22 protein-coding genes and 1 other annotated feature are annotated in these 22,095 nt (G+C 37.1%); of the genes, 9 read left to right on the forward strand and 13 right to left on the reverse strand.

The features are described from left to right. Window positions 1-149: 149 nt before the first annotated feature. Window positions 150-1,220, reverse strand: a complete 1,071-nt coding sequence (locus WAK64_RS20380; protein ID WP_336588831.1) for a D-alanine--D-alanine ligase — start codon at window positions 1,218-1,220, stop codon at window positions 150-152. Window positions 1,221-2,129: 909 nt separating this feature from the next. On the opposite strand from WAK64_RS20380, the gene WAK64_RS20385 reads away from it, so the two are divergent. Continuing rightward, on the forward strand, window positions 2,130-2,675 hold the full coding sequence (locus WAK64_RS20385) for a GNAT family N-acetyltransferase (protein ID WP_336588832.1): 546 nt from the start codon (window positions 2,130-2,132) through the stop codon (window positions 2,673-2,675). A gap of 48 nt (window positions 2,676-2,723) precedes the next feature. Then, the gene (locus WAK64_RS20390; RefSeq protein ID WP_336588833.1) at window positions 2,724-3,809 is read left to right on the forward strand and encodes an NAD(P)/FAD-dependent oxidoreductase; all 1,086 of its coding nucleotides are present in this window, start codon (window positions 2,724-2,726) and stop codon (window positions 3,807-3,809) included. Window positions 3,810-3,939: 130 nt separating this feature from the next. On the opposite strand, the gene WAK64_RS20395 is transcribed toward WAK64_RS20390, so the two are convergent. Continuing rightward, complete coding sequence (locus WAK64_RS20395; protein WP_336588834.1) at window positions 3,940-4,149, reverse strand: glutaredoxin domain-containing protein; 210 nt, start codon at window positions 4,147-4,149, stop codon at window positions 3,940-3,942. Between the two features lie 84 nt (window positions 4,150-4,233). Here WAK64_RS20395 and WAK64_RS20400 point away from each other — a divergent pair, with 84 nt between their 5' ends. After that, window positions 4,234-4,917: a Crp/Fnr family transcriptional regulator gene (locus WAK64_RS20400; protein WP_336588835.1), complete on the forward strand. Its 684-nt coding sequence runs from the start codon at window positions 4,234-4,236 to the stop codon at window positions 4,915-4,917. On the opposite strand, the gene WAK64_RS20405 is transcribed toward WAK64_RS20400, so the two are convergent. From WAK64_RS20405 to WAK64_RS20440, 8 genes are all read right to left on the reverse strand, one after another. After that, window positions 4,914-6,338, reverse strand: coding sequence for a dihydrolipoyl dehydrogenase family protein (locus tag WAK64_RS20405; protein ID WP_336588836.1), 1,425 nt, complete (start codon window positions 6,336-6,338; stop codon window positions 4,914-4,916). The genes WAK64_RS20400 and WAK64_RS20405 overlap by 4 nt on opposite strands. Then, complete coding sequence (locus tag WAK64_RS20410) at window positions 6,325-6,936, reverse strand: CDP-alcohol phosphatidyltransferase family protein (RefSeq protein WP_336588837.1); 612 nt, start codon at window positions 6,934-6,936, stop codon at window positions 6,325-6,327. Before WAK64_RS20410 ends, WAK64_RS20405 begins: the two co-directional genes overlap by 14 nt. 24 nt (window positions 6,937-6,960) lie before the next feature. Beyond that, window positions 6,961-7,617 carry a TVP38/TMEM64 family protein gene (locus tag WAK64_RS20415; protein ID WP_336588838.1) on the reverse strand — a complete coding sequence of 219 codons (657 nt, stop codon included), beginning with the start codon at window positions 7,615-7,617 and terminating at the stop codon, window positions 6,961-6,963. Between the two features lies 1 nt (window position 7,618). Beyond that, window positions 7,619-8,608, reverse strand: a complete 990-nt coding sequence (locus tag WAK64_RS20420) for an ABC transporter ATP-binding protein (RefSeq protein ID WP_336588839.1) — start codon at window positions 8,606-8,608, stop codon at window positions 7,619-7,621. Continuing rightward, the gene (locus WAK64_RS20425) at window positions 8,605-9,402 is read right to left on the reverse strand and encodes an ABC transporter permease (RefSeq protein ID WP_336588840.1); all 798 of its coding nucleotides are present in this window, start codon (window positions 9,400-9,402) and stop codon (window positions 8,605-8,607) included. Before WAK64_RS20425 ends, WAK64_RS20420 begins: the two co-directional genes overlap by 4 nt. A gap of 6 nt (window positions 9,403-9,408) precedes the next feature. Continuing rightward, entirely contained in the window at window positions 9,409-10,269 is an 861-nt protein-coding gene (locus tag WAK64_RS20430) for an ABC transporter permease family protein (RefSeq protein WP_336588841.1), read from the reverse strand. Further along, window positions 10,247-11,476: an ABC transporter substrate-binding protein gene (locus WAK64_RS20435; protein WP_336588842.1), complete on the reverse strand. Its 1,230-nt coding sequence runs from the start codon at window positions 11,474-11,476 to the stop codon at window positions 10,247-10,249. Before WAK64_RS20435 ends, WAK64_RS20430 begins: the two co-directional genes overlap by 23 nt. Before the next feature lie 238 nt (window positions 11,477-11,714). Next, window positions 11,715-12,482 carry a hypothetical protein gene (locus tag WAK64_RS20440; protein ID WP_336588843.1) on the reverse strand — a complete coding sequence of 256 codons (768 nt, stop codon included), beginning with the start codon at window positions 12,480-12,482 and terminating at the stop codon, window positions 11,715-11,717. 305 nt (window positions 12,483-12,787) lie between these two features. Between WAK64_RS20440 and WAK64_RS20445 the strand changes: the two genes are divergently transcribed. The 4 genes from WAK64_RS20445 (at window position 12,788) to WAK64_RS20460 (ending at window position 18,208) form a co-directional block, all read left to right on the forward strand. Further along, window positions 12,788-14,083: a hemolysin family protein gene (locus WAK64_RS20445; RefSeq protein ID WP_336588844.1), complete on the forward strand. Its 1,296-nt coding sequence runs from the start codon at window positions 12,788-12,790 to the stop codon at window positions 14,081-14,083. 138 nt (window positions 14,084-14,221) lie between these two features. Then, on the forward strand, window positions 14,222-15,403 hold the full coding sequence (locus tag WAK64_RS20450) for an FtsW/RodA/SpoVE family cell cycle protein (protein ID WP_336588845.1): 1,182 nt from the start codon (window positions 14,222-14,224) through the stop codon (window positions 15,401-15,403). A 164-nt stretch (window positions 15,404-15,567) separates the two neighbouring features. Then, window positions 15,568-15,774, forward strand: a binding site (T-box leader). Between the two features lie 38 nt (window positions 15,775-15,812). Beyond that, window positions 15,813-17,498 carry an arginine--tRNA ligase gene (gene argS, locus WAK64_RS20455; RefSeq protein WP_336588846.1) on the forward strand — a complete coding sequence of 562 codons (1,686 nt, stop codon included), beginning with the start codon at window positions 15,813-15,815 and terminating at the stop codon, window positions 17,496-17,498. 116 nt (window positions 17,499-17,614) lie between these two features. Then, on the forward strand, window positions 17,615-18,208 hold the full coding sequence (locus WAK64_RS20460) for a YqaA family protein (protein WP_336588847.1): 594 nt from the start codon (window positions 17,615-17,617) through the stop codon (window positions 18,206-18,208). Window positions 18,209-18,339: 131 nt separating this feature from the next. Here WAK64_RS20460 and WAK64_RS20465 read toward each other — a convergent pair whose 3' ends face one another. Further along, window positions 18,340-18,624: a hypothetical protein gene (locus tag WAK64_RS20465; protein WP_336588848.1), complete on the reverse strand. Its 285-nt coding sequence runs from the start codon at window positions 18,622-18,624 to the stop codon at window positions 18,340-18,342. A 179-nt stretch (window positions 18,625-18,803) separates the two neighbouring features. Between WAK64_RS20465 and safA the strand changes: the two genes are divergently transcribed. After that, window positions 18,804-19,427, forward strand: a complete 624-nt coding sequence (gene safA / locus WAK64_RS20470) for a SafA/ExsA family spore coat assembly protein (RefSeq protein ID WP_336588849.1) — start codon at window positions 18,804-18,806, stop codon at window positions 19,425-19,427. Between the two features lie 368 nt (window positions 19,428-19,795). Next, window positions 19,796-20,161 carry a hypothetical protein gene (locus WAK64_RS20475; protein ID WP_336588850.1) on the forward strand — a complete coding sequence of 122 codons (366 nt, stop codon included), beginning with the start codon at window positions 19,796-19,798 and terminating at the stop codon, window positions 20,159-20,161. 462 nt (window positions 20,162-20,623) lie between these two features. Here the strand turns inward: WAK64_RS20475 and WAK64_RS20480 are convergent, their stop codons facing one another. Next, on the reverse strand, window positions 20,624-20,866 hold the full coding sequence (locus WAK64_RS20480) for a hypothetical protein (RefSeq protein WP_336588851.1): 243 nt from the start codon (window positions 20,864-20,866) through the stop codon (window positions 20,624-20,626). A gap of 365 nt (window positions 20,867-21,231) precedes the next feature. Beyond that, complete coding sequence (locus WAK64_RS20485; protein ID WP_336588852.1) at window positions 21,232-21,816, reverse strand: hypothetical protein; 585 nt, start codon at window positions 21,814-21,816, stop codon at window positions 21,232-21,234. Between the last annotated feature and the right edge of the window lie 279 nt (window positions 21,817-22,095).

Consider the following 22,095-nt stretch of genomic DNA (forward strand, 5'->3'; position numbering starts at 1 on the left):
TCATTACGGCTTGTATAGTCTAAAAGCAGGGAGTATAAACAGTTTGAATCCCGGTCCATTCATTCAAATAGAACGACATACTAAACTCACTTAAACTACCTTCCTGTCCTTTCTTAACTAGGAAAGGAATCCTTCCTAATCCTGTTTACTTAAAATGTATGGTTAATTTGTTGTTTTTCCTCATAACGTTCTTGCGCTAACGATACTAAACGTTCGATTAGATCTGGGTACTCCACCCCTGTGTGCTTCCATAATAATGGAAACATACTAACCGGTGTAAAGCCAGGCATCGTATTTACTTCATTAATTAAAACCTCATGATTCTTTGTGACAAAGAAGTCAGCGCGAACTAAACCAGAACAATCAAGCGATTTGAATGCAACCTTTGCTTTTTCGACCAACTCCTCGTAAACTGCTGTTGGTAATTCAACTGGGATAATTAACGCTGTATTGCCGTCCTCATATTTCGCTTTATAATCATAAAAATCCTTCTTTGGGACAATTTCTCCTGCTACAGAACATTCCGGAGTATCGTTTCCAATCACTCCTAATTCAATTTCTCGAGCTATAACGCCCTCTTCAATAATAATTTTACGATCATAACGAAACGCTTCTTCAAATGCCGCTATTAGTTCTTCACGACTGTTCGCTTTGCTGATTCCTACACTAGACCCTAAGTTTGCTGGCTTCACAAAACATGGGTACCCGATTTTGTCTTCTACCAGTCCATAGGCCGATTCCTTATCATTCTGCCACGTCTTACGAAGGAACCAAACATAGTTTACTTGAGGTAAGCCAGCTTGTGCGAAGATGTTTTTCATAATTACCTTATCCATTCCAGCAGAAGAAGCTAACACTCCATTGCCGACATAAGGGATATTCAGCAGTTCAAGCATCCCTTGAACGGTTCCATCCTCTCCATTCGGTCCGTGTAAAAGCGGGAGAACAACGTCATATCCGCTCTTTCCATCACTAGAGGTCATCGCAGGGGTAAGTTCACTTGGAGACACTTCATCTCCTGAAAATTGCAATGCTTTTATTTCTTCAACAGGTCCCTCTATAAGTGGGCCTTTCACCCAGCGGCCCTCGGTAGTAATGTAGATTGGGTGAATTTCAAATTTATCTCGGTCCATTGCTTTAATCACTGCTTTGGCAGTATTTAATGAAACCGTATGCTCCGCTGATTTTCCACCATATAATAAACAAAGCCTTGTTTTCATAATTGCCCTCCAGTTACTTATATAAGATATATCTATATTATCATGTTCTATATCTTGCGTATTGATCTATGTGACATACGCCCTCTTTTTTTAGTTTATGTACCTACATTTCATTCGCTACATAATTGTTAAGATACCCTTAAAAAGCGTTTTTCACAAGCCCCTCCTTGCTACACTTCCAATTGGTCATACGCTCAAAAAAGTTGTACCGCCCTTCAACAAAACAAAAAAATCTATCCACATTAATATATTTCTTTTCTTGCTTAAACCTAGACTCAATAAAATATAAAAGCGAAAAAACATATTACTATGTAAAACAATCAAAATAACACTTCTCACTAAAATCGACAATTGAAGCCACAAACGCCACCATCCCCAAAAAACGAAAGAGATAACAAAGAATATTTGGTACCTAAAGCATAATACAAATGATAAGACTAACAATCGCTAGTTGTTTATAGTGTTTGTCTTTTTTCTTGTCCATTAGTTGTTCTATTCCTCTCTCTTTTTGATTATGTTTTTGCATGGTAAAAATCATGACAAATAAAACATATTACTATAAGATAAAATAGTATATTTTCAAAGAGTTTTAGAACGAGAATAAGCGAGGGGACTACCGTTAAACATTAAGCGTTAGATCTTATAACCAAATCGTTTTTGGAAACACGAGAAAGATAAAACGAGAACCTTACACACTCTCTATACAATCCGCCAAAATGGACCAAAATTAGATGGGAAGCATTTTTAATGAGAGAAAATAATAATAATCAAATTGTCTTAACTATTTAACAATCCCTCCGCTTTCAAAGCAATCCCCCTAGGACAGCGCATCTTTATGTACGTCCGCCAATTTTAGTCAAACTCAAATAAAAGCTGTTTAAATAGAAATGGAAAAACTAGGAGGAACGAATGCAACTACTAGGTAAAAAGGTATGCTTACAAACATTAACCCAGGAAGATTTACCACTGCTTTACCAATTTAAATACGGTGTTGAAAAACCAGAATGGAAAAAGTGGGATGCCCCCTATTTCGAACATAAACAAATAGAATTTGACGAATTCTTCCGGAGCAGCGAAGAGAGTTTATCATCACCGACTCCAGACCAATTAGGAATTTACGTACATAATCAACTTATTGGCACCGTTTCTTTTTATTGGGAGCATATTCCATCACGTTGGCTTGAAGCTGGAATTACAATTTTTGACCCAAACTATCGGAATGGTGGCTATGGAACGGAAGCACTCAAAATTTGGGTAGACTATTTATTCCAAACGTATGAAATTGCCCGTGTTGGTATCACCACATGGTCTGGTAACGACCGAATGATGAAAGTTGCTGAAAAAATTGGAATGAAGCTTGAAGGTCGAATGAGGAAGTGCCGTTACCATAACGGAGAATACTATGATTCGATTCGAATGGGTGTTCTTCGCGAAGAATGGCGTCATGACAAGTAAAAAAAGAGCTAATGAACAGAATTATATTACGAAAGGTTCTACATACGAATGAAAACAATTGTACTCGTTGGCGGTGGCCATTCACACGTCTACTGTGTCAAAATGCTAAAAGAGCATAAGCACCCTCAAATGAATTGGATATTACTGTCGAACTCCAAAAAGCAGTACTATTCTGGTATGTTTTCAGGATTTACGGAAGGGCTATATGCAGAAGAGGATACTTATATTGATTTAGAAAAGCTTGCTATTAACTCCAATGCGACATTTGTAGAAGCCACGGTCCTCTCCGTCGACCCCATCCAACAAAAAATTCTTTGTTCAAACGGTGAAGTGATATCTTATGATATTTTATCATTGGATATCGGATCGACTAATAAATCGCCAAATATTGAAGGGTTAACTAATGAGAATTTAGCCATTAAACCTAATGAAAAATTTCCTGATCAAATTCATACACTCCGGCAAGCTACAAACCCAGTAATAATTGGTGGAGGGGCTGCTGGGATTGAAATGGCTCTTTCACTTTTAGCCTGGCAAAAAAAATACTCCTCTCGTACTGATGTCACCCTTCTTCATTCAGCTCCTTTACTAAAAGGCGCTGGGGAGAAAACATCTCAGAAGATAACACAGCTCGCTTCAAAGCAGGGCCTTAAGCTAGTAAAGGACCGAGCAATACGAGTGGATAACAGCGTCGTATATACAGCGGGTGGGAGTCAAATTGATTTTGATACGATTATGTATTTAGGAGGTCCTCACCCACCAGACCTAATCAAATCAGCTATGCTTCCCACAGATGAAGTTGGTTTTTTACTCGTTAATTCCTGCTTACAGACGGAAGCTTTCCCTAATATATTTGGTGCTGGAGATTGCATCACCATCTCTGATCAGAAAGATATGCCGAAAAACGGTGTTAATGCTGTCCGTCAAGGTCCTATCTTATTTAGAAATATTATGAGCTTTGCTTTTGACGAACCATTAGAGTCCTACACGCCAAAAAAGGCGGATTTAGCTATTTTGTCCACCGGGTTTAAAGAAGGTTTTTTCCTTTATGGTAGGTGGTCTTTTCATGGGAAGTGGGCATGGTTTGTGAAAAATTTTATTGATAGACGGTTTATGGATAAATATCGAGGCTGAGCGGAAAAAAATTCTTTATACATTTTAGAAAATCCCCCCGCTCAGTCTGCGGAAGGAACGGTCCCTTTATTGATAAGGAGTAATGAATAGGAGAAAAGAAGCTATATTACAAGATTATGATTGGGTGGTTTTAGACTAATTGCATCACTTCTTGCCATGAATAGGATTTTCCATTATTCAATAAGACCGGTACAATTAGATGAGAAGGGGTGGCATACTTCATCGCTTCTTTTGGCTTTTCTATCACATTTATTTCTGTAAAAGGTATTCCAATGCTCTTTAAATGGTGTTTTGTTTGTTCACAACGGGAACAACCTTGGATAGTTAGTAGGACAGCCATTTTAGTTCCTCCTCTCTAGTCATTACTCTATCGATTTTAATAAATTTATTCCGTAAGACAGCTTACAAAAAAGAGGTGTTATTGTTGGAAGAAAAGTTATTTTTATTGTCTCAAATTAGTTTATTAGACGAGCTACCAAAAGAAGAGCTAATGAAAATCGAAGAAATGACAGATATGAAACCATTAAAAAAGGGATCGCTCATATTATCACCTTCTTCCCCTTTAAAATCATTCTTTTTATTAAAAAAAGGACAAGTTCGATTATACAGAATGAACTCCGCTGGGAAACAGTTTACCGTAGACGTCCTAACAGATGGCAATGTGTTTGGCGAAACATCCACGCTCACTTTGACGGATAACGATATTTATGCAGAAGCAATGACTGATACATACTTATGTGTACTTCATCCTGAAGATTTTGAAGCATTCCTAACAAGAAACCCAGCCATCGCTTTGAAATTTATTAACATTCTCTCGACAAGGCTTAATGAAATCTATAGCCTAAGTGAAAAAATTGCCTTAGCAGATGTGAAATATCGTATTCTTTTTCTATTATTAAAATTAAGCGAAAAAACAGGCGTTCGTAAAAAAGAATGGCAATCAATCAAACTAAAGCTAACCCATCAAGACATCGCCCATATGGTTGGCTCTACGAGAGAAACGACCAGCAGCTTGATGAGCCTACTGAAAAAAGAAGGCCTTATAAAAAAAGGCATACACTTGTATGTGCATGCCGAGAAAGCTAAAGAAGTACTAGACGAGCTCTAACGGAACCATTTAATATATTTTTCTGTTATTTTTGGCAAGCTCCCTTTAAATAGCTTTTCACGCCAGTATTGATCCGCAGTTCGTTGAATGGCAGCTGCTTGATTTGGATAAGGATAGACCATTGTCGATAAATCTCCTATCTTTGCCCCTTTTTCCATTGCAAAGATGACGGTTTGCATCCAATCACCAGCTCCCTTTCCTATCGCATGAGCACCAAGGATTTTTCCTTTTTTATTTGTAATAATTTTAACGGTACCCGTCACATTATGGTCAGCAACAAACCGATCCACTTCTTCTAATCCATTTTGAAAAACCATAATTTCACCTTCGCTTGCCTTTGCCTCTCTTTCGGTTTTTCCAATATGAAAGATTTCAGGTGATGTATACGTTGTCCACGGTAAACGGTCATAGGAAACTTTTCGGCCTAAACCGAGAACAGCGTTTTGAACAATGAGCTTCCCCTCCATACCTGCTGCATGAGTAAATGGAAACTGTCCATTTACATCACCAATCGCATAAATATGAGATACAGAGGTTTGTAGTCTTTCATTAACTACGATATAGCCTCGCTCGTTTACCTCTACACCCGCTACTTCTACTTCTAATTGATCCGTGTTAGGTTTTCTTCCCGCACCAAGGAATAGCTCATCTCCAATGACCTCTTCAATTTTCCCGTTCTTCTCATAAATAACTACTTTACGGGTACCATCTTGCTTCACTTCCTTCACCGAAACGTGATGGCGAATATCTATTTCGTCTGAAAGAAAATCAATGGCTAATCGTTGAATTGATTCATCCTCTTTCCCTAGAATCGCTTCACTTCTTTCTAAAACAATTGCTTGTGTCCCTAATCGTGAATAAGCTTGGGCAATTTCTAACGAAATAGGACCGCCCCCAATAAATATCATTGTCTCTGGAAGCTCTTCGCGATCAAAAATGGTCTCATTTGTCTCATACCCTACTTCATCTAATCCAGGAATAGAAGGAACGATTGGGCGCGAACCTGTTGCAACAACAATTCGCTTCCCATACACTCTCTCCCTATCAGCAATGGTAATAATGTGTGAATCGACAAATTTTGCTGCACCAAAGTACACATCCACCCCCATATCTTCAAAGCGTTCCGTTGAATCATGCACTTGGATGTGTTGAATCGCTTGTTTTACCCGTTCTTTTACTTTTTTCATGTCAACTTTTCCAGAAACCGTAAAACCAAAGTCATTTGTTTTCTGTAAGTAATGTACATCATTAGCGGCAGCAATTAATGCTTTTGAAGGTACACAACCGTAATGAAGACAATCTCCACCAAGTGCAGCACCTTTTTCAATTAATGCCACTTTCGCGCCTAATGAAGCAGCACCTGATGCGACTGTTAAGCCACCTGCTCCCCCACCAATTACCACTAAATCATATTTCTTCATCTGTCACACCGTCCTTTTCTGTCAATAACCTCTTAGCCTCCATAAAACGTTGAAAACCTGTGAACAACTCTACGGTGAAAAAGAGGAGTGTCGTCCATATAATCCAATCAGGGAAGAGCATCATTAATGAAAATAGGACAAACCCTTCTGTCCTCTCTGCTAAACCGGCTTGGTAATAAAATGATTTCATTCCTTGCTTTTCTGAAATGGCTCCAACGGTTAAAAATATAGTCATGGAAATAATGATGGATACGCTTAGTAATAACAACGCCCACATCGCCTCTGGGTGCAATGCAGCAATTCCTAATATCACACTAATTTCTACAATTCGATCAAAGGTTATATCCATTACTGTCCCAAAAGGTGTTGGCTTTGTGAGGCGAGCCATCGTACCATCTACCGCATCTAAATATCCTGATAACCAAAGAACGATAACCGCCACGATAGGCTGTTCCAAATAATAGAACACACCACTACTCGCCCCGATAATAAAAGCCACTACTGTCATTTGATTCGCCGTCATCCCCAACTGTAAGCTTACTCTTGCTGATTTTTGTATCATAGGCTGTACATATTTTCGAGCATGTGTATCTAGCATGATTTCCCACCACCTTTATGTTCATTATTTTTTTGAGGATAAACCTAATAGTTCCTTCACTCTTCCTTTAGCGATAATTGGCACCAATAAAACGATTAGAAATAGAGCCACTGCAATGAAAATAATCGTTTTATTACCTGAGACTAGGCTCGAACCTAAGAAGCTATAGGCAAGGGTACCAGGAATTATTCCAAGTCCTGTAGCTAATAAGAAAGATCTGTATTTTACGGAGGCTAGGCCTCCTAAATAACTGATCAGATCAAAATTTAAAAACGGGAGAAAACGTAATAATAGAACAATGAAAAACCCGTTCTCCTCCATCTTTTTTCGAATCATTTGCGTTCTTTCTGATTGTTCAAATTTAATAAATGAGTTTTGAAAAGTCGCTGCTATAAAATAAGCGACCGAAGCTGCTCCAAGTGCCCCGATAAAAATAAATACGAATCCCCAAAATGTTCCAAAGGCTAATCCTCCTGCTAAACTTAAGACAGATGCAGGAAATAAAATGATCGGTCTGACAGAATACATCACGATAAATATGACTGGTGCAATCCACCCAAAACTTAAAATCCAGTCACGAATTTGCTGTGGTGAAACGTTAATATAAGAACCGCTAAACCAAAGTAACAATAATAGCACTAAAATAAATGCGGCAACTTTCATTAATGCTCCCTTTTTCATCTTACCCCTCCTCTTTCTGATTAAATAACTGAACATCTCGCTGATTGGTATACATATATAATGTTGTATATAAATTAACTCTTTCATTTAATGGATTTACTAAAGACACATGAGCTTTATAGCTATTTTTACAATCTAAATGAATAATTTCTTGACCTTGTTGAATGGAGTAGCCTTTTACGACTGCTTCACCTAGCTCCACTATCGCGCTACCTTCTTTTGGCTGTTTTGTTAAATATACATTCGGCAAATTCACATACTGCTGCTCATTGATGACCCATTTTTCGCTAAAGAAGGTTGCCACAAATGGATTTTTGGGCTGCTCATAAAGTTCCTTAGATGAACCCATTTGTTGAAGTCGTCCTTCATGTAAAATGCCTATGCGGTCCCCCATCACCATCGCTTCTTCCAAGTCATGAGTAACAAATATGGCGGTTACATCCTCTGCTTTTAATAATTGATGAACCCAGTCCCTCATCGAAAGGCGAAGATCTGGATCAAGGGAAGAGAAAGGCTCATCTAATAGTAAAAGCTTCGGTTTCAAAATAAGGGAACGAGCTAGTGCTACACGTTGTTGCTGCCCACCAGACAATTCATTCGGATAATGATTAACAAAATCTACCAGACCTACTTTCTCTAAAAAATAGCGGGCCTCCTTTTTCGCTTTCTGTTTATTTATCTTTAATCGCAAGCCGTACATGACGTTTTCGATGACGGTCAAATGAGGGAAAAGAAGAGCTTGCTGGAAGACCATTCCCATTTCACGTTTCTGAGGCTTTTGTTTATGCACTTCCTTACCGTCAAGGAATACCCGACCAGAATCAAAGGATTCAAGCCCTGTTATACAACGTAATAAAGTACTTTTCCCTGTACCAGAAGGGCCAACAAGCGCCAATATTTCTCCTTTTTGTATCGTTATAGATATTTGTTGCAGGATTGTTTTATATCGAAATACTTTCGTAACGTCCTGCAGCTGGACATATGCTGTCATGTTACACTACTCCTTAAACGAATTGGAATGCGGAAAACCAGTCTGATAAGAATTTCAAAAACAACTATCCCGATTAATGGCAGTATGGCAAAAACTAATGAAAATGCTGCCATCAATGTATCATTTGCACTTTGAGTAAAAGGGTAAAAAATAATTGATAGCGTAATCACATTTCCACCTCCGATAATAGCTGTTAATACATACTGACTTAAACTAATGACAAATGTTAAAAAAACGGCACTTCGTATACTCTGAATCATGCTAGGAATTTCGACAGATTTAAACACATGCAATGCATTTCCACCTAACAAATATGCTTCATCAATCATTCTCTGACCGAGTCTTTCATATGCAGAAGTGAAAATCTTAATAGCATAAGGGACTGTAGGAATGAGATGAACAAGGCTGACCCCAACCCAGTTATCCGCAAGCCCTAACCGAATCATCGAAATATGCAACCCCATTGCTGCCGCCAAGGTCGGTAGAAAAAGTGGTAACAATAAGAAGGTTTCAATAACCGACTTTCCTTTAAAAGAATAAAAAGCGAGCGCTCTTCCTGCTGAAATCCCAATCACAAGATTTAGAGTTGTCACAAGAGAGGCTATACATAATGAAATCAACATGGCATGGAGAATAGTTGAGTCATTTATCAACACTTTCCATCCGCTAAGGTGAAAGGATAATGGTGATGAATTCCCCCATTTAAAGGCGGATGTGACACTTTTTAGAACTAAAGCAACAAGCGGAATAAGGCAAAAAAAGCTGACAATCGAAACAAATAATATTTTTCTCATGTTAATTCACCGTCTTTTCCCATGGGCAACGAGCCAGCGTTTTCGTTGAATAATACGAATTAAGATAAAAGCAATTAATCCTGTCATTACTGTCAATAATGTTAAGGTCGCAAAAGCAAGGGGACGATCATTCCACTGACCGCTATAAAACCAATCATACGCTAGCACTGACACCATCTTTGGATACGTCACACCTAAGAGAAACGGTACCTCAAATGCTGTTAGTATAAAGGAGAATAGAATAAGTCCAATTTCTAATAGTACAGGCTGCACCCAAGGCCATTCCGCCATCCGGAACATTTCAATTTTCCCGCCCCCTAATAGTTGCACTTCCTCGCGATACTGTGGATTAAGCATGCCATATACAGGGAGAAGCATTAATACTACAAAAGGTACTTCTTTCCAAATGTAAGTCAAAATAATCCCAATTCCTCTACTCTCATGAACAAGAATAGGAAATTGACTTCGTTCATCAATCCAGCCTAATAAGAAGGCACCATGTGACAGCAAGCCACTTTGACTAAAAAACAAGATAATTAAATACCCTCCTACAAAATGAGGGAACAGCATCGGAAGCCACATCAACAACTTCCCCCACGTTTGAAAGAGATAAGGAGCAAAGCTCCTAGTAATAAGAAGGCCGATTATAATAGATACTAAAGTCGAAATCAGTGTAATGGTTACACTATAGACAAGTGATTCGATAAACTCATTACTAGCAAGGATCACTTGATAATACTCAAACGTAATCCCTTGTTTTCCATGAACACTGCGATAAAATGCCTGCCAAAAACCATACCCTGCAATAAAGAATAAAAATATAAAAGCTGGGAGCAGTAAACGATTACTGCCTTTCCACCACTTCATCAAACCACTTCTCCTTTATCCACTCGACATAACCTGCGTCAATTTCTGGAACGAAGCTTTCGTCGAGTACCTCTTTCGTAAGCACTGAATTTCCACGGTTTACCTCTTCAAATGCTGTTTGATTATCCGACTGTAATTTATCTAGTGCGATAGGGGTGCTTTCTCCCCAATACTGTTCGCTAAGCTTTGTTAATTGTGCTTCTGGTGATAACAGGAAGTTTATCGCAACCATCGCACCTGCCTTATTTGGGCTATTAAATGGAATGGCTAAAAAATGCGTATTACCGATGGAACCTACATCCTCGAGTACAAAGGATTTCGTAGTCTCTGGAAAGACCTTATCCGCTATTAGCCGTTCTGCTCGCGCTTCATTATAGCCCATCGTCATCCACACCTCACCTTGACTATATAAGCGGTCAAGCTCTGTTAGAGAATTAGGGTACGTTTCTCCTTGTCTCCATAAATGAGGAGTAAGATCCTTTAATGTTGACCACATAGTTTGGCTCTTTTCATCTGCTAATTCCGCTGAATATCCGTTTTCTAATAATTCCTGATATCCCCCTGCTGACGCATAGAGAACATGTCGTAAGAAAGCATTCCCGGTAAAATCATTTGCATCTGGATACGTAAATTTCCCTGGGTGATCTTTTATCCATTCGGTTAACTCTTGAAATGTTGAGGGTGGTTTTGATACAAGAGCGCTATCGTATAAAAATACGTACTGTACTTTCCCCCATGGTGCCTCAAACCCTTCTGTTTTTGTTCCGAAATCATACTGAAAGGCCGAGCTGTCGACATCATAATAATCCGTGAAATTCGGTAGCTTCTCTACAAATGGACCAGCCAATAGATCATTTACTTTTGCATTTTTAAAATTTTCACCATTCACCCAAATAAGATCTATCGTTCCTTTTTCTTTTCCAGCTTCTTTTTCAGTTGAGAGCTTTTGAAGAATTTCGGGTGTATCCATTGGTATACGTTCAAACTCAATTTGGTAGTTCTCTTTAAGAAGAGGCGCGACATATTCATCCATATATCGGTTTATTCCTTCATCACCGCCCCACATAAACATACGAACCTTTGTTTCTTTTCCAGCACTTTCAATTTCATCCCAAGTTTGATTCGATATATTACTCTCAATACTCTCTGACGAGCACGCAGCTAACAAAAAAATAAAGACTACGCTCCAAAGCCAATTTTTTTTCATTTAACAACTTCCTCTCATGTTTATACTCATACTTTACATAATCTTTCTAACCTTCTTCTGTCGTCTAGCTTACATTTCTTTTACTTAAATCTTAAATCTTTCTTAATCACAGGAAGAATAATCTATCAACAAGCAATTGTGGATTATGAAGGGAAGATGAATTTTTTCAAATAAGTCCTTCTTCTTCGATTATTTAAAACCCCTCTAATAAAATAGAGGGGTTTCCATCACCTATCATTTAACTAAAGTACAACTGCCATTCTTTTTCACGACGATCGTACATTAGCATTCCGGAGGCATTTCGCCTTGATTTTTCTCCAAAATCTTCTTTCATTTCATTTAAATCTTGATAGTCTCCCATAATCCAAAAGGGGACCTGTACTTTCCCTCTACTGATTACCGATTTCACAAGGGAAAAGGCTACTCCTTCATTCAGTTTTTCCTCTAAATGCTTAAGAATTTCAGTGGGAATCGGAGCAACCTTCATCGTTTTTTTGGAAAATAACTTCTTTTCTTTTTTATGCATAACCAATTTATTCACAATCACAGTAGACAGCATGGAATAAAATTGATTAAAATCACGATAATACGTTTGTGTCGTTAACCCTTCATTATAAGAAAGGTACGCAAAGTGGTTGTTAAGCCGATTAAATAGTGGGGAATACAGCGGTTTTTTCATATGGGCAAAATATAATAATTGTCCAATCTCCTCACCAGTTAGCTCGTCTAACCCTGCTAGATCTCCAAAGTCGACCCAAGAAAAATCACTATTTTCTTTTATATCCGTGACTAAAGATGCTAAGTCTTCTTTTTGAACATAATCAAAACGGGTTGGAAAATGAAACGAGGGAAAATCTACAGGATGTTGGAGCAATAAAAGATGTTGTAACTCCTCGGAAAAAACAGTAGCAAACTCTTGAAAGCTAATTCCACATGACAGGGCATAGTTTTCTGCTGATTTTGTATGTATGTAAAGAAAGTCTGAAATCACTTCGTTCACTTTCACCTCTTCTTCCACCTTTCGTCCATTCTATTCTATCAAATTCTCCCAAAATCACCTAAACAAATCGTGAATAATATAAGAGAACGAAATACGCCTACAGAAAGTTTATCATCACCTCTATAGACTCGCACATTATATGCCTTTTAATGCAATTCCTGATATTTCATTTGACTGTTATCTATAGGAATAAGGGGCGTATGGAAAGCAAACAATAATGAAAATAAAGTACTGATATAAAAGGGTTCATAAAAATAGAGGAAAGTATTTTTTTATAGGAGGTGTTGGTTCTACTTAGGTAGAACTGCTCATTGATCTGGATAAACTTATTTCTCGTCGTATTACTCATTGCCTTAACTGCCTTCTTTGTGGCTTCTGAATTCGCTATTGTAAAAGTTCGTTCATCTAAAATTGATCAGTTAATTGATCAAGGTAGTAAACAGGCTATATCAGCCAAAAAAGTCATATCTAATCTTGATGGATATCTCTCTGCTTCACAACTTGGGATTACCATTACCGCCCTTGGTCTAGGGTGGCTAGGGGAACCCACTGTTGAAGATATCCTTGTCCCTGTATTCGAGCACTTTGAGATTAATCCTTCTATGGCGGAGGCTTTCTCTTTTATCATTGCGTTTAGTTTAATTACGTTTTTGCATGTTGTCATCGGTGAATTAGCACCAAAGACAATTGCCATTCAAAAAGCAGAAGCGGTTTCCTTAGCATTATCAAAACCACTTATCGTTTTTTATAAGATAATGTACCCTTTTATATGGGCTTTAAATGGTTCTGCCCGCTTTATTACAAGTCTATTGGGCTTTAATCTTGCCTCTGAGCACGAAATGGCGCATTCAGAAGAAGAGTTAAGAATCATTCTTTCCGAGAGCTATAAATCAGGGGAAATTAATTCATCAGAATATAAATATGTTAATAGGATTTTTGAATTTGACAACCGTGTGGCAAAAGAAATTATGGTTCCTCGAACAGAAATGGTCAGCTTTGAAAAGGACACGATTGTTGCGAACATTTTAAAAACAGCCAGTATTGAAAAGTTCACACGCTACCCAATTTCTGAAGGAGGAAAAGACCATATTATTGGCGTCATTAATATTAAAGAAGTATTAACCGACAGCATACAGCAGCAGGGAGAGAAGCCACATTTATTGTCCCATTATATTAAACCCATTATCACAGTCATTGAGACTATTCCCATTCATGACCTGCTACTTAAAATGCAAAAAGAAAGAATGCATATGGCCATTTTAATGGACGAATATGGTGGAACTGCCGGTTTAGTTACAGTGGAGGATATTCTTGAAGAAATTGTAGGCGAAATTCGGGATGAGTTCGATGCTGATGAAATTCCCCTTATTCAAAAGAAAGGGAATCAACATTACGTTCTCGATGCTAAGCTGTTAATTTCAGAAGTCAATGAATTATTACACTTAGACTTACTAGCTGAGGACGTTGATACCATCGGTGGCTGGATGCTTACCCAGAAATACGACTTGCAACCTAGTGACGTTATTAAAGAGGATGGCTATGAGTTTCAAGCGTTGGAAATGGAAGGACATCATATTTCTTACGTAGAGGTCAAAAGAGCAAAATAAGCTTTCTTCCACAAAAAAAAGGAGGGCTTTCACTTTTCTTCCAAATATCTTCATTGTTTCACAGTTCTTTCTTTGTTAGATTATATAGATACAGTGCTTTTTGACTGCATAGAAATATATATAGAACAGGTGATATAGATGGAAGACAATCGCCATCGTTTTTCTGATAAATTTGACTGGGGATTACTGCTCATCATCCTCTTATTTTTTGCTGCTAGTGCAATGAGCATTTCAAGCGCCCAAACAACCGATCAATATGCTGTTAATTTTGTACTACGTCAAGGCTTTTGGTATGTAGTCGGCTTTGGAATTATAGGTGCCGCACTTTTTTTTGATCCCGATCAATATAAACGACTTGCTTGGTATTTATACGGTATCGGTATTTTTTTACTCTTGTTATTAATTGTTGCTCCTGAAAGCATTGCTCCTGTCAAAAATGGAGCAAAAAGCTGGTTTCAAATCCCAGCAATTGGAACGATCCAACCTTCAGAGTTTATGAAAATTTTTTTAATCGTCGCACTAGCCCGGCTCATCTCAAACCATCACATAGTATATGATAACAAAACACTAAAATCAGATATGTTATTACTCGTGAAGATTTGTATTACCTCGCTTGTGCCGCTTGCTTTAATTATGCTTCAGCCTGATTTAGGAACATCCTTAGTATTAATAGCCATCGTTACCGGCATTATTTTCGTTTCAGGCATCTCATGGAAAATTATTGTCCCCATCTTCAGTTTTTTAAGTGTTGTTGGAGGTAGTATTTTGTCTCTCGCCATTTGGAAACCAGAAATATTAGAGAAGTATTTCGGTGTTCAATCCTACCAATTTGGTCGAATCTACTCTTGGCTTGACCCTTATAGTTATCAGGACCGAGAAGGGTTTCACCTTGTCAAATCGTTAAATGCGATAGGTTCAGGACAAATTTCTGGAAAAGGCTATCAAGACCGGGAAGTTTACATCCCAGAAAGCCACACGGATTTTATATTTAGTATCATTGGCGAAGAATATGGGTTTATTGGTGCAAGCCTCGTAATTAGTTTATTTTTCTTGCTTATTTATCATTTAACAAAAGTAGCCTTAGAAACGAAACAACCATTCAACGTCTACATTATTGCTGGTATTATTAGCATGATCACATTTCACGTATTTCAAAATATCGGAATGACGGTTCAAATTTTGCCTATTACAGGAATCCCTCTCCCATATATTTCTTACGGAGGAAGCTCATTAATGGGAAATATGCTTGCACTCGGTCTAGTCTTTAGTATGAAATACTATCACCGAACCTATATGTTCTCGTCAGAAAATGATGAATAAAATACGTTGAAACACTTCAAGGTCCTATCTTGGAGTGTTTTGGTATATCATTCATAAGGATATTCATAGACCTAACACATAAATAGAATGGCTGAGAGATTATTTCTATGACATAAAAATACGCTTGCAACTATTTCCTAATTGTGTATAATAATCATAATATTATAAAGTCCGTGAAGGAGAGAGTAGCTTTAAGGATAACCTAAAGCGAGTCAGGGGTGGTGGAAGCCTGATGGAACCTTTAAAGTGAAGCGCACTCCAGAGACATCATTCTGAAAATAGTAAGAGTGATCGGTTCTACCGTTATCGTTTTGAAGTGCCCACGGTAAGTGGGAACAAGAGTGGTACCGCGACGAAAGCTCGCCTCTTATTTTAGAGGCGGGCTTTTTATTATTAGGAGGGATTCATAATGGATTTTAAAAAAATAATAAGTGAAAGTGTTCAACCTCATATTCCAAGAGCTGTTTCCGAACAAGAAATTACCTCACTAATTGAAACACCAAAGTATGCTCATCATGGTGACTTTTCATTTCCTTGTTTTCAATTGGCCGCCCACTTGAAATCATCACCTGTCACGATTGCTGAATCGTTAGCAAAAGCCATTCGATCTCCTTATTTTAAGAAAGTGGAGAACATCGGACCTTACGTCAATTTTTTCTTTAATCCAGCTACTCTTAGCACAGATATCCTTTTGAATATTTTATCGAAGGGGTCGAACTATGGCTCTTCTACCATTGGAAAAGGGGAAACCATTGTACTCGATATGTCTTCTCCTAATATTGCCAAACCCTTCTCAATGGGCCATCTACGCTCAACTGTCATTGGAAATTCCTTAAGTCTACTTGCAGAAAAATGTGGTTATCAAACTGTGAAAAATAACTATATTGGTGACTGGGGCACGCAATTTGGGAAATTAGTCGTTGCTTATAAAAAATGGGGGGACCGCAATACGGTAAAGAAGAAACCAATCGATGAGTTATTCTCTCTTTACACTAAATTTCATGTTGAAGCTTCTCAATTTCCAGAATTAGAAGACGAAGCAAGGGAGGTATTTAAGAGTTTAGAAGATGGAAATCAAGAGTATCTTCAACTATGGGGATGGTTTCGTAAGGAGTCTCTACAAGCCTTCCAACAACTATATACTAGACTTGGCATATCCTTCGACTCTTATCGAGGGGAATCCTATTACAACGATAAAATGGATGAAGTCATCACAATGCTAGAGGAAGAGAACATCCTTGTTAAATCCGACGGTGCCATGGTGGTTAAACTTACAGAAGAAGCACTCCCACCATGCTTAATCCAAAAGAGAGATGGTGCGACACTTTATGCAACACGTGACCTTGCGGCAGCTCTTGACCGCTTTCGATCTTACTCGTTTTCACAAGCACTTTACGTCGTTGGACAAGAACAACGTATCCACTTTCAGCAAGTCTTTGCCGTCTTAAGCAAGCTCGGATTTACTTGGGCAAGTAACATGCACCATATCCCTTTTGGTCTTTATTTAAAGAATGGCAAAAAAATGTCTACAAGAAAAGGACATGTTATTTTACTAGAAGATATGCTAAATGAAGCGGTAAAGCTTGCTCATAAAAATATGATTGAAAAAAACCCAGACCTACCGAATGCAAATGAGATTGCTGAACAGGTTGGGGTTGGAGCGTTAATTTATCACGACTTAAAAAATGAACGAACAAACTCGGTCGAGTTTTCAATGGAAGATATGCTGACTTTCGAAGGAGATACCGGCCCCTATTTACAATATACATTTGCAAGAGCAAGCTCTTTACAAAGAAAAGGGGAAACAGGAACAGAAACGATATTAGCGCTAGATGATGATGAAAGTTGGGGTTTAGTAAAGAAATTACATGCGTTTCCAGAGATAATACACCAATCACAAGCCTCTCAATCTCCTCATTATTTAGCTAAATACTTATTTGAAACCGCTCAATCCTTTAATAAATATTATGGGAAAGTACGGATCCTTGAACAGGATGCTCAGCTTACGTATCGCTTGACCCTCGTATCAGCGTTTACTACCGTTCTAGCCGAAGGGTTGAGACTGCTCGGGATTAAAGCACCTGAAAATATGTAGACTACAGCATTCGACCTATTTCCTGAGAAATAGTAGCGTGACATCAAAATATGACGTTTACTGCTATTAATGGTATACTTTTAATTACTTGAATTCGGAAAAAGGAGTCTTAAACAATGTCTGCATGGCTACATTCCATATTAACTGCAATAGAAGAATGGTTACTAGATTATGGGGTCTGGGGATTGATTCTTGTATCATTTACTGAATCCTCTTTCTTCCCCATCATCCCAGATGTAGTGCTGATCCCACTGGCACTCGCTAACCCTGATAGTGCCTTGTTATACGCTTTATATACGACACTCGCCTCTGCTTTTGGTGCAATTCTCGGTTGGTTTATTGGAAAGAAATTAGGTCGCCCAATTTTGCAAAGATTTGTATCTGAAAAGGTTATTGTAAAAGTGGAAGAATACTTTGAGAAATACGGATCATTATCGATTTTGATTGCTGGCTTCACACCGATACCGTATAAAGTCTTTACTGTGTTTTCCGGTGTTTCAAATATGAGGATTTCCACTTTGTTCTTTTGGTCTCTGCTTGGTAGAGGAATTCGCTTCTTCTTAGAAGCCGCACTCATTATCACGCTTGGAGAACAAGCATGGCCCTTTATTGAAAACAATTTCACAATTGTTACCGTGACTGTTGCGGTTGTCATTATCATCGGATTTGTAATTTACCGTTCCATTTTAAAAAGAAGATCTATAGTATAAACACACTAGGCTTTGGCTTAGTGTGTTTTTTCTAGTTTAAAAGATCTTATTCTTCCTACTGTCCATAAGCCTTTGCCGTAAACGAACCACCTTTTAAATAACAACGAGCACCTAACAAAGTTAGCTGCTCCTTACGCTGAATAGGAATCGTTCTCATCGATTGTGACAGACTTAACAGCGATGTTCAACCTTCCCTTAATATAGCTTTGTGGATCATAACTAATATTTTCATCTTTCATTCGCTGAATTTCTAACTCGGCAAACATACTTAGAGCACGACTCATATGATCTAAGGCGGCTTTTAATTGATGTACGTCATGCCCATTTCGCTTGCTCAAACAATAATAAGAGATGCTGTCTGCTTTCTTCCGAATATCCATTAACGCGTCTAAATCAAACATAGGAACTTGATGCATGCTTCCCCCTCCTCCCTTCACTATATGTAGAAAAAATAGGAATATGATTATTTACACGTTTACTTTCAATCGCACTACAACCGCGTTAATCAACATTATTTATTTCTTTCTTCCTCCTTCCCTCTCACCAAAACAATCATTAAGGAATAGATTTATAAACCAAATGGCATGTTATAAATATGAAAAACATTCTCTTATTTATTTCCGTTATCTTTTTGTCGTTATCCTTTAGTCTAGTGAGAGCAAAGGTAACTTTTGCAGAAGATACCTATTATGTTCAGAAAGGAGACAGCCTTTGGGTCATAGCAAAAAAGTATCAAATTGGATTATCAGAAATTATTGAAGCCAATCCACAGATCTCAAATCCTAGTTTAATTTATCCCGGGCAAAAGATTACCATCCCAACCTTTACTGCAACAAAATCGGAAGAAGCAGAAGTTCTTCGCTTAACAAACATCGAGCGAGCCAAATATGGATTTCCTGCATTAAAAGGCGACTGGCAACTTGATCGTGTAGCAAGGTACAAATCAGCTGACATGAGTGCAAAGGGTTATTTCTCACATACTAGTCCTACATATGGTTCACCCTTTACCATGTTAAAAAACTTTAATGTCCATTACAAAGCAGCTGCAGAAAATATCGCTGCTGGTCAAACCTCACCAACTCAAGTTGTGCAGGATTGGATGAAAAGTGAGAATCACCGTAAAAACATATTAAGCCAAACCTATACTCACATAGGAGTGGGCTATAATAAAGGGGGCGCATATGGACACTACTGGACCCAATTGTTTATAAAAAAATAAAGATACATCGTTCTTTTAACAAAACAACAGACTGAAAGTAATTTTTATATTGTAATCTCTATACACTAAAAAAGGATCTTCGTCTGGGAGATCCTTTTTTAGTGTTTGTTCCATTAAATTTCCTGATAGCTGAATACTAGGCCATACAAAATATAGTCTTGCACCTATAGTCCATTCATCGGTTTCTGTGCACGAAAAGTAAGGCCTTTGAGTCCTATAGAAGACTTAACTATGCCTCCTAAATCCTTTCTGCTAGTTTAATAAAGGTGTCTTAACAAGAATTCCATTAATTCTATAAAAACGAGTGAAATGACAAAGTCTATTCACCGCTCCCTGTTTGGAAATAAGTTTAATATTTATTAAAAGTTATGCCTAAAAGTATAAAAACAACTGTTGTACAAAATCCAAATATTACAGCATTGATATATGGCATCAATATGTCTCCTAAATCCCTTACCTGTCCGGATGGAAATAATACAATACCTATCGATACGATAATGGTAAAAAGAATTCCTGCACCTAAAGAAATCAATGATATATCTTTTCTGACAAGTTTCTTTTTCTTGATAAAAAAAATAAAAACAATGGCAGAGGAAACGACTGACAAAAGAAAAGAAGGCCATAATGCGATTCCATTTCTTAATAATAAAAAAACAGTTAATAATAATAAACTAAAAATAATTCCTGTAGAAAATTTTTTCATATTTGTGCCTATTCCTTCCCCATTTCATTAATCTGTCTACTAGGTAAACTTCTTTTTTACTGTTAATCCTAATATCTCCAAGATATTCTCCCTTATCTCAAACAAAAAGCCCACCCCATACTCCTGAATACAACCCATTTAGAATATTCGATAATTTTAAGGTATAAATATAACAATTAGGGCAATTGATACAACGAGACTAAATAATACTGATATTGCTTTTATCCACCATTTGTCTTTAATTTTTATTATAAAAATTGACGTTAAGATCATAAACGACCACTTTGGAATTTCAATGCTCATTGATTTGAATGGTTTAGTCTCTGGTAAAATGGCTGTTGTAAAAAAGAGTATGGTTCCGATAACCAAAGAATATATCATTATTCGAAAAAGAAACAAAGTTTACACTCCCATAAATAATTCAAAATATAATGGTATATAGTGGTAGTCATGTTTACGATACCAAACAACAATAGGAAGCTTCCGCTTTCCCTTAATTAGCTGGATGGTTAAGGAAAATAGCTTTTTTCTTTCTTTTTTCTAACCTCGGCTGGATTTGCTTTTCGAATACCTTTACTCCTAAATATGTATCTACAAGCCCTACTATAATAATAATGGCTAACATACTAACACCAGTAGTATCATTAATTACAATTGGCTTAAGTACCGTAAAAATAATAGATAAACTAATAGGTAAAGTAAATCCTACCCATATCCATATAAACAATTTAATCAACTTTTCCACCACACTATTAGTATTTTGACTTCTTTTATTCTTATTTCATTATAACTATAATTATCTTAATATATTGAAGTTGAATATTGTTATAGAAAATTAGTTTATTTCAATTAGGGTTGCTCGCTTTAGTACTCCATGAAATAAACAAAATAATTGACCTAAATAAAAGAAGCGACTTTACTAATCATTATACAAAGGAGCAAAACATTGACCTCTTTCTGAATAAAAAAATCCTGCTAATATTTCAACAGGATTTTTAATCAAACTTCATTGCAAAAGATTATCTTTTTATAAATTACCACTCATTTTAATAAATCCACTTATCTCTATTAGATAACTAGATTTACTCGTTAATTTTCCGGTTATTCCATATCGTCAGGATAAATCATTTCATTTATTACTTCATCCGTAGCTTCATCTTTTACCGTAATCGTTACCTTTGTTTTATCTGAATCAACCCCGGCAAACAATTGATACATCATTCCTGATATACCTAGGCCAAATACCGCAAACCCATCCATACTGTTTTCATAGGAAGCTTTATCTACAACCATTGTAAATTCTGAAAAACTATCATTATACGTAATATCTTTAATCGATACATAATCCTCACTGTTTTTAGTATCAGTGACGGTTTGAGTAACTTCTCCCTTTATATCTTCCATCATTTCTTTATGTTTAGACTTCGTCATTTTAAATGTAATGGAACCATCATCATTTTTTGTTACTTCACTGACTCCCTCTTCTTTTGCATCAGCCATTACCTCATCAATGTCTTCTCCTTCAAACATAGTAGACGGTAGCGTAACCTCTACATTTAAAAGACCTTTATCTACATCAACTTTTTGATCTTCCTCTTTTTTTTCACTTTCTTTTCCTTCATCATTCGAACATGCCGATAGCACCATTACGAATAGAAGAAAAAAAACATAAATAAATCTTTTCATTCAGAACCCCTCCAGTAAAGTAAATCGGTCATTCACAACAAAAACACTCCCTAAATTATACCTTTAATACGTAAAAATGTAAGTTTTTTAATTTATGTGAAATTTTAAATAGATTAAATGCTACACCCTATAGCTTAACGAAATAAAAAACCACTCATGGTTCTGCACCCCAAAAGTTAGAGTTAAAAACTAATTTTTGGGGTGTTTTTGTATGGCAAAATATAGTGACGATTTAAAATTAACCATTGTTAAAGAATATCTAGAAGGACCAATGGGATT

The organism is Bacillus spongiae (genome assembly GCF_037120725.1).
GTDB lineage: Bacteria > Bacillota > Bacilli > Bacillales > Bacillaceae_K > Bacillus_CI > Bacillus_CI spongiae.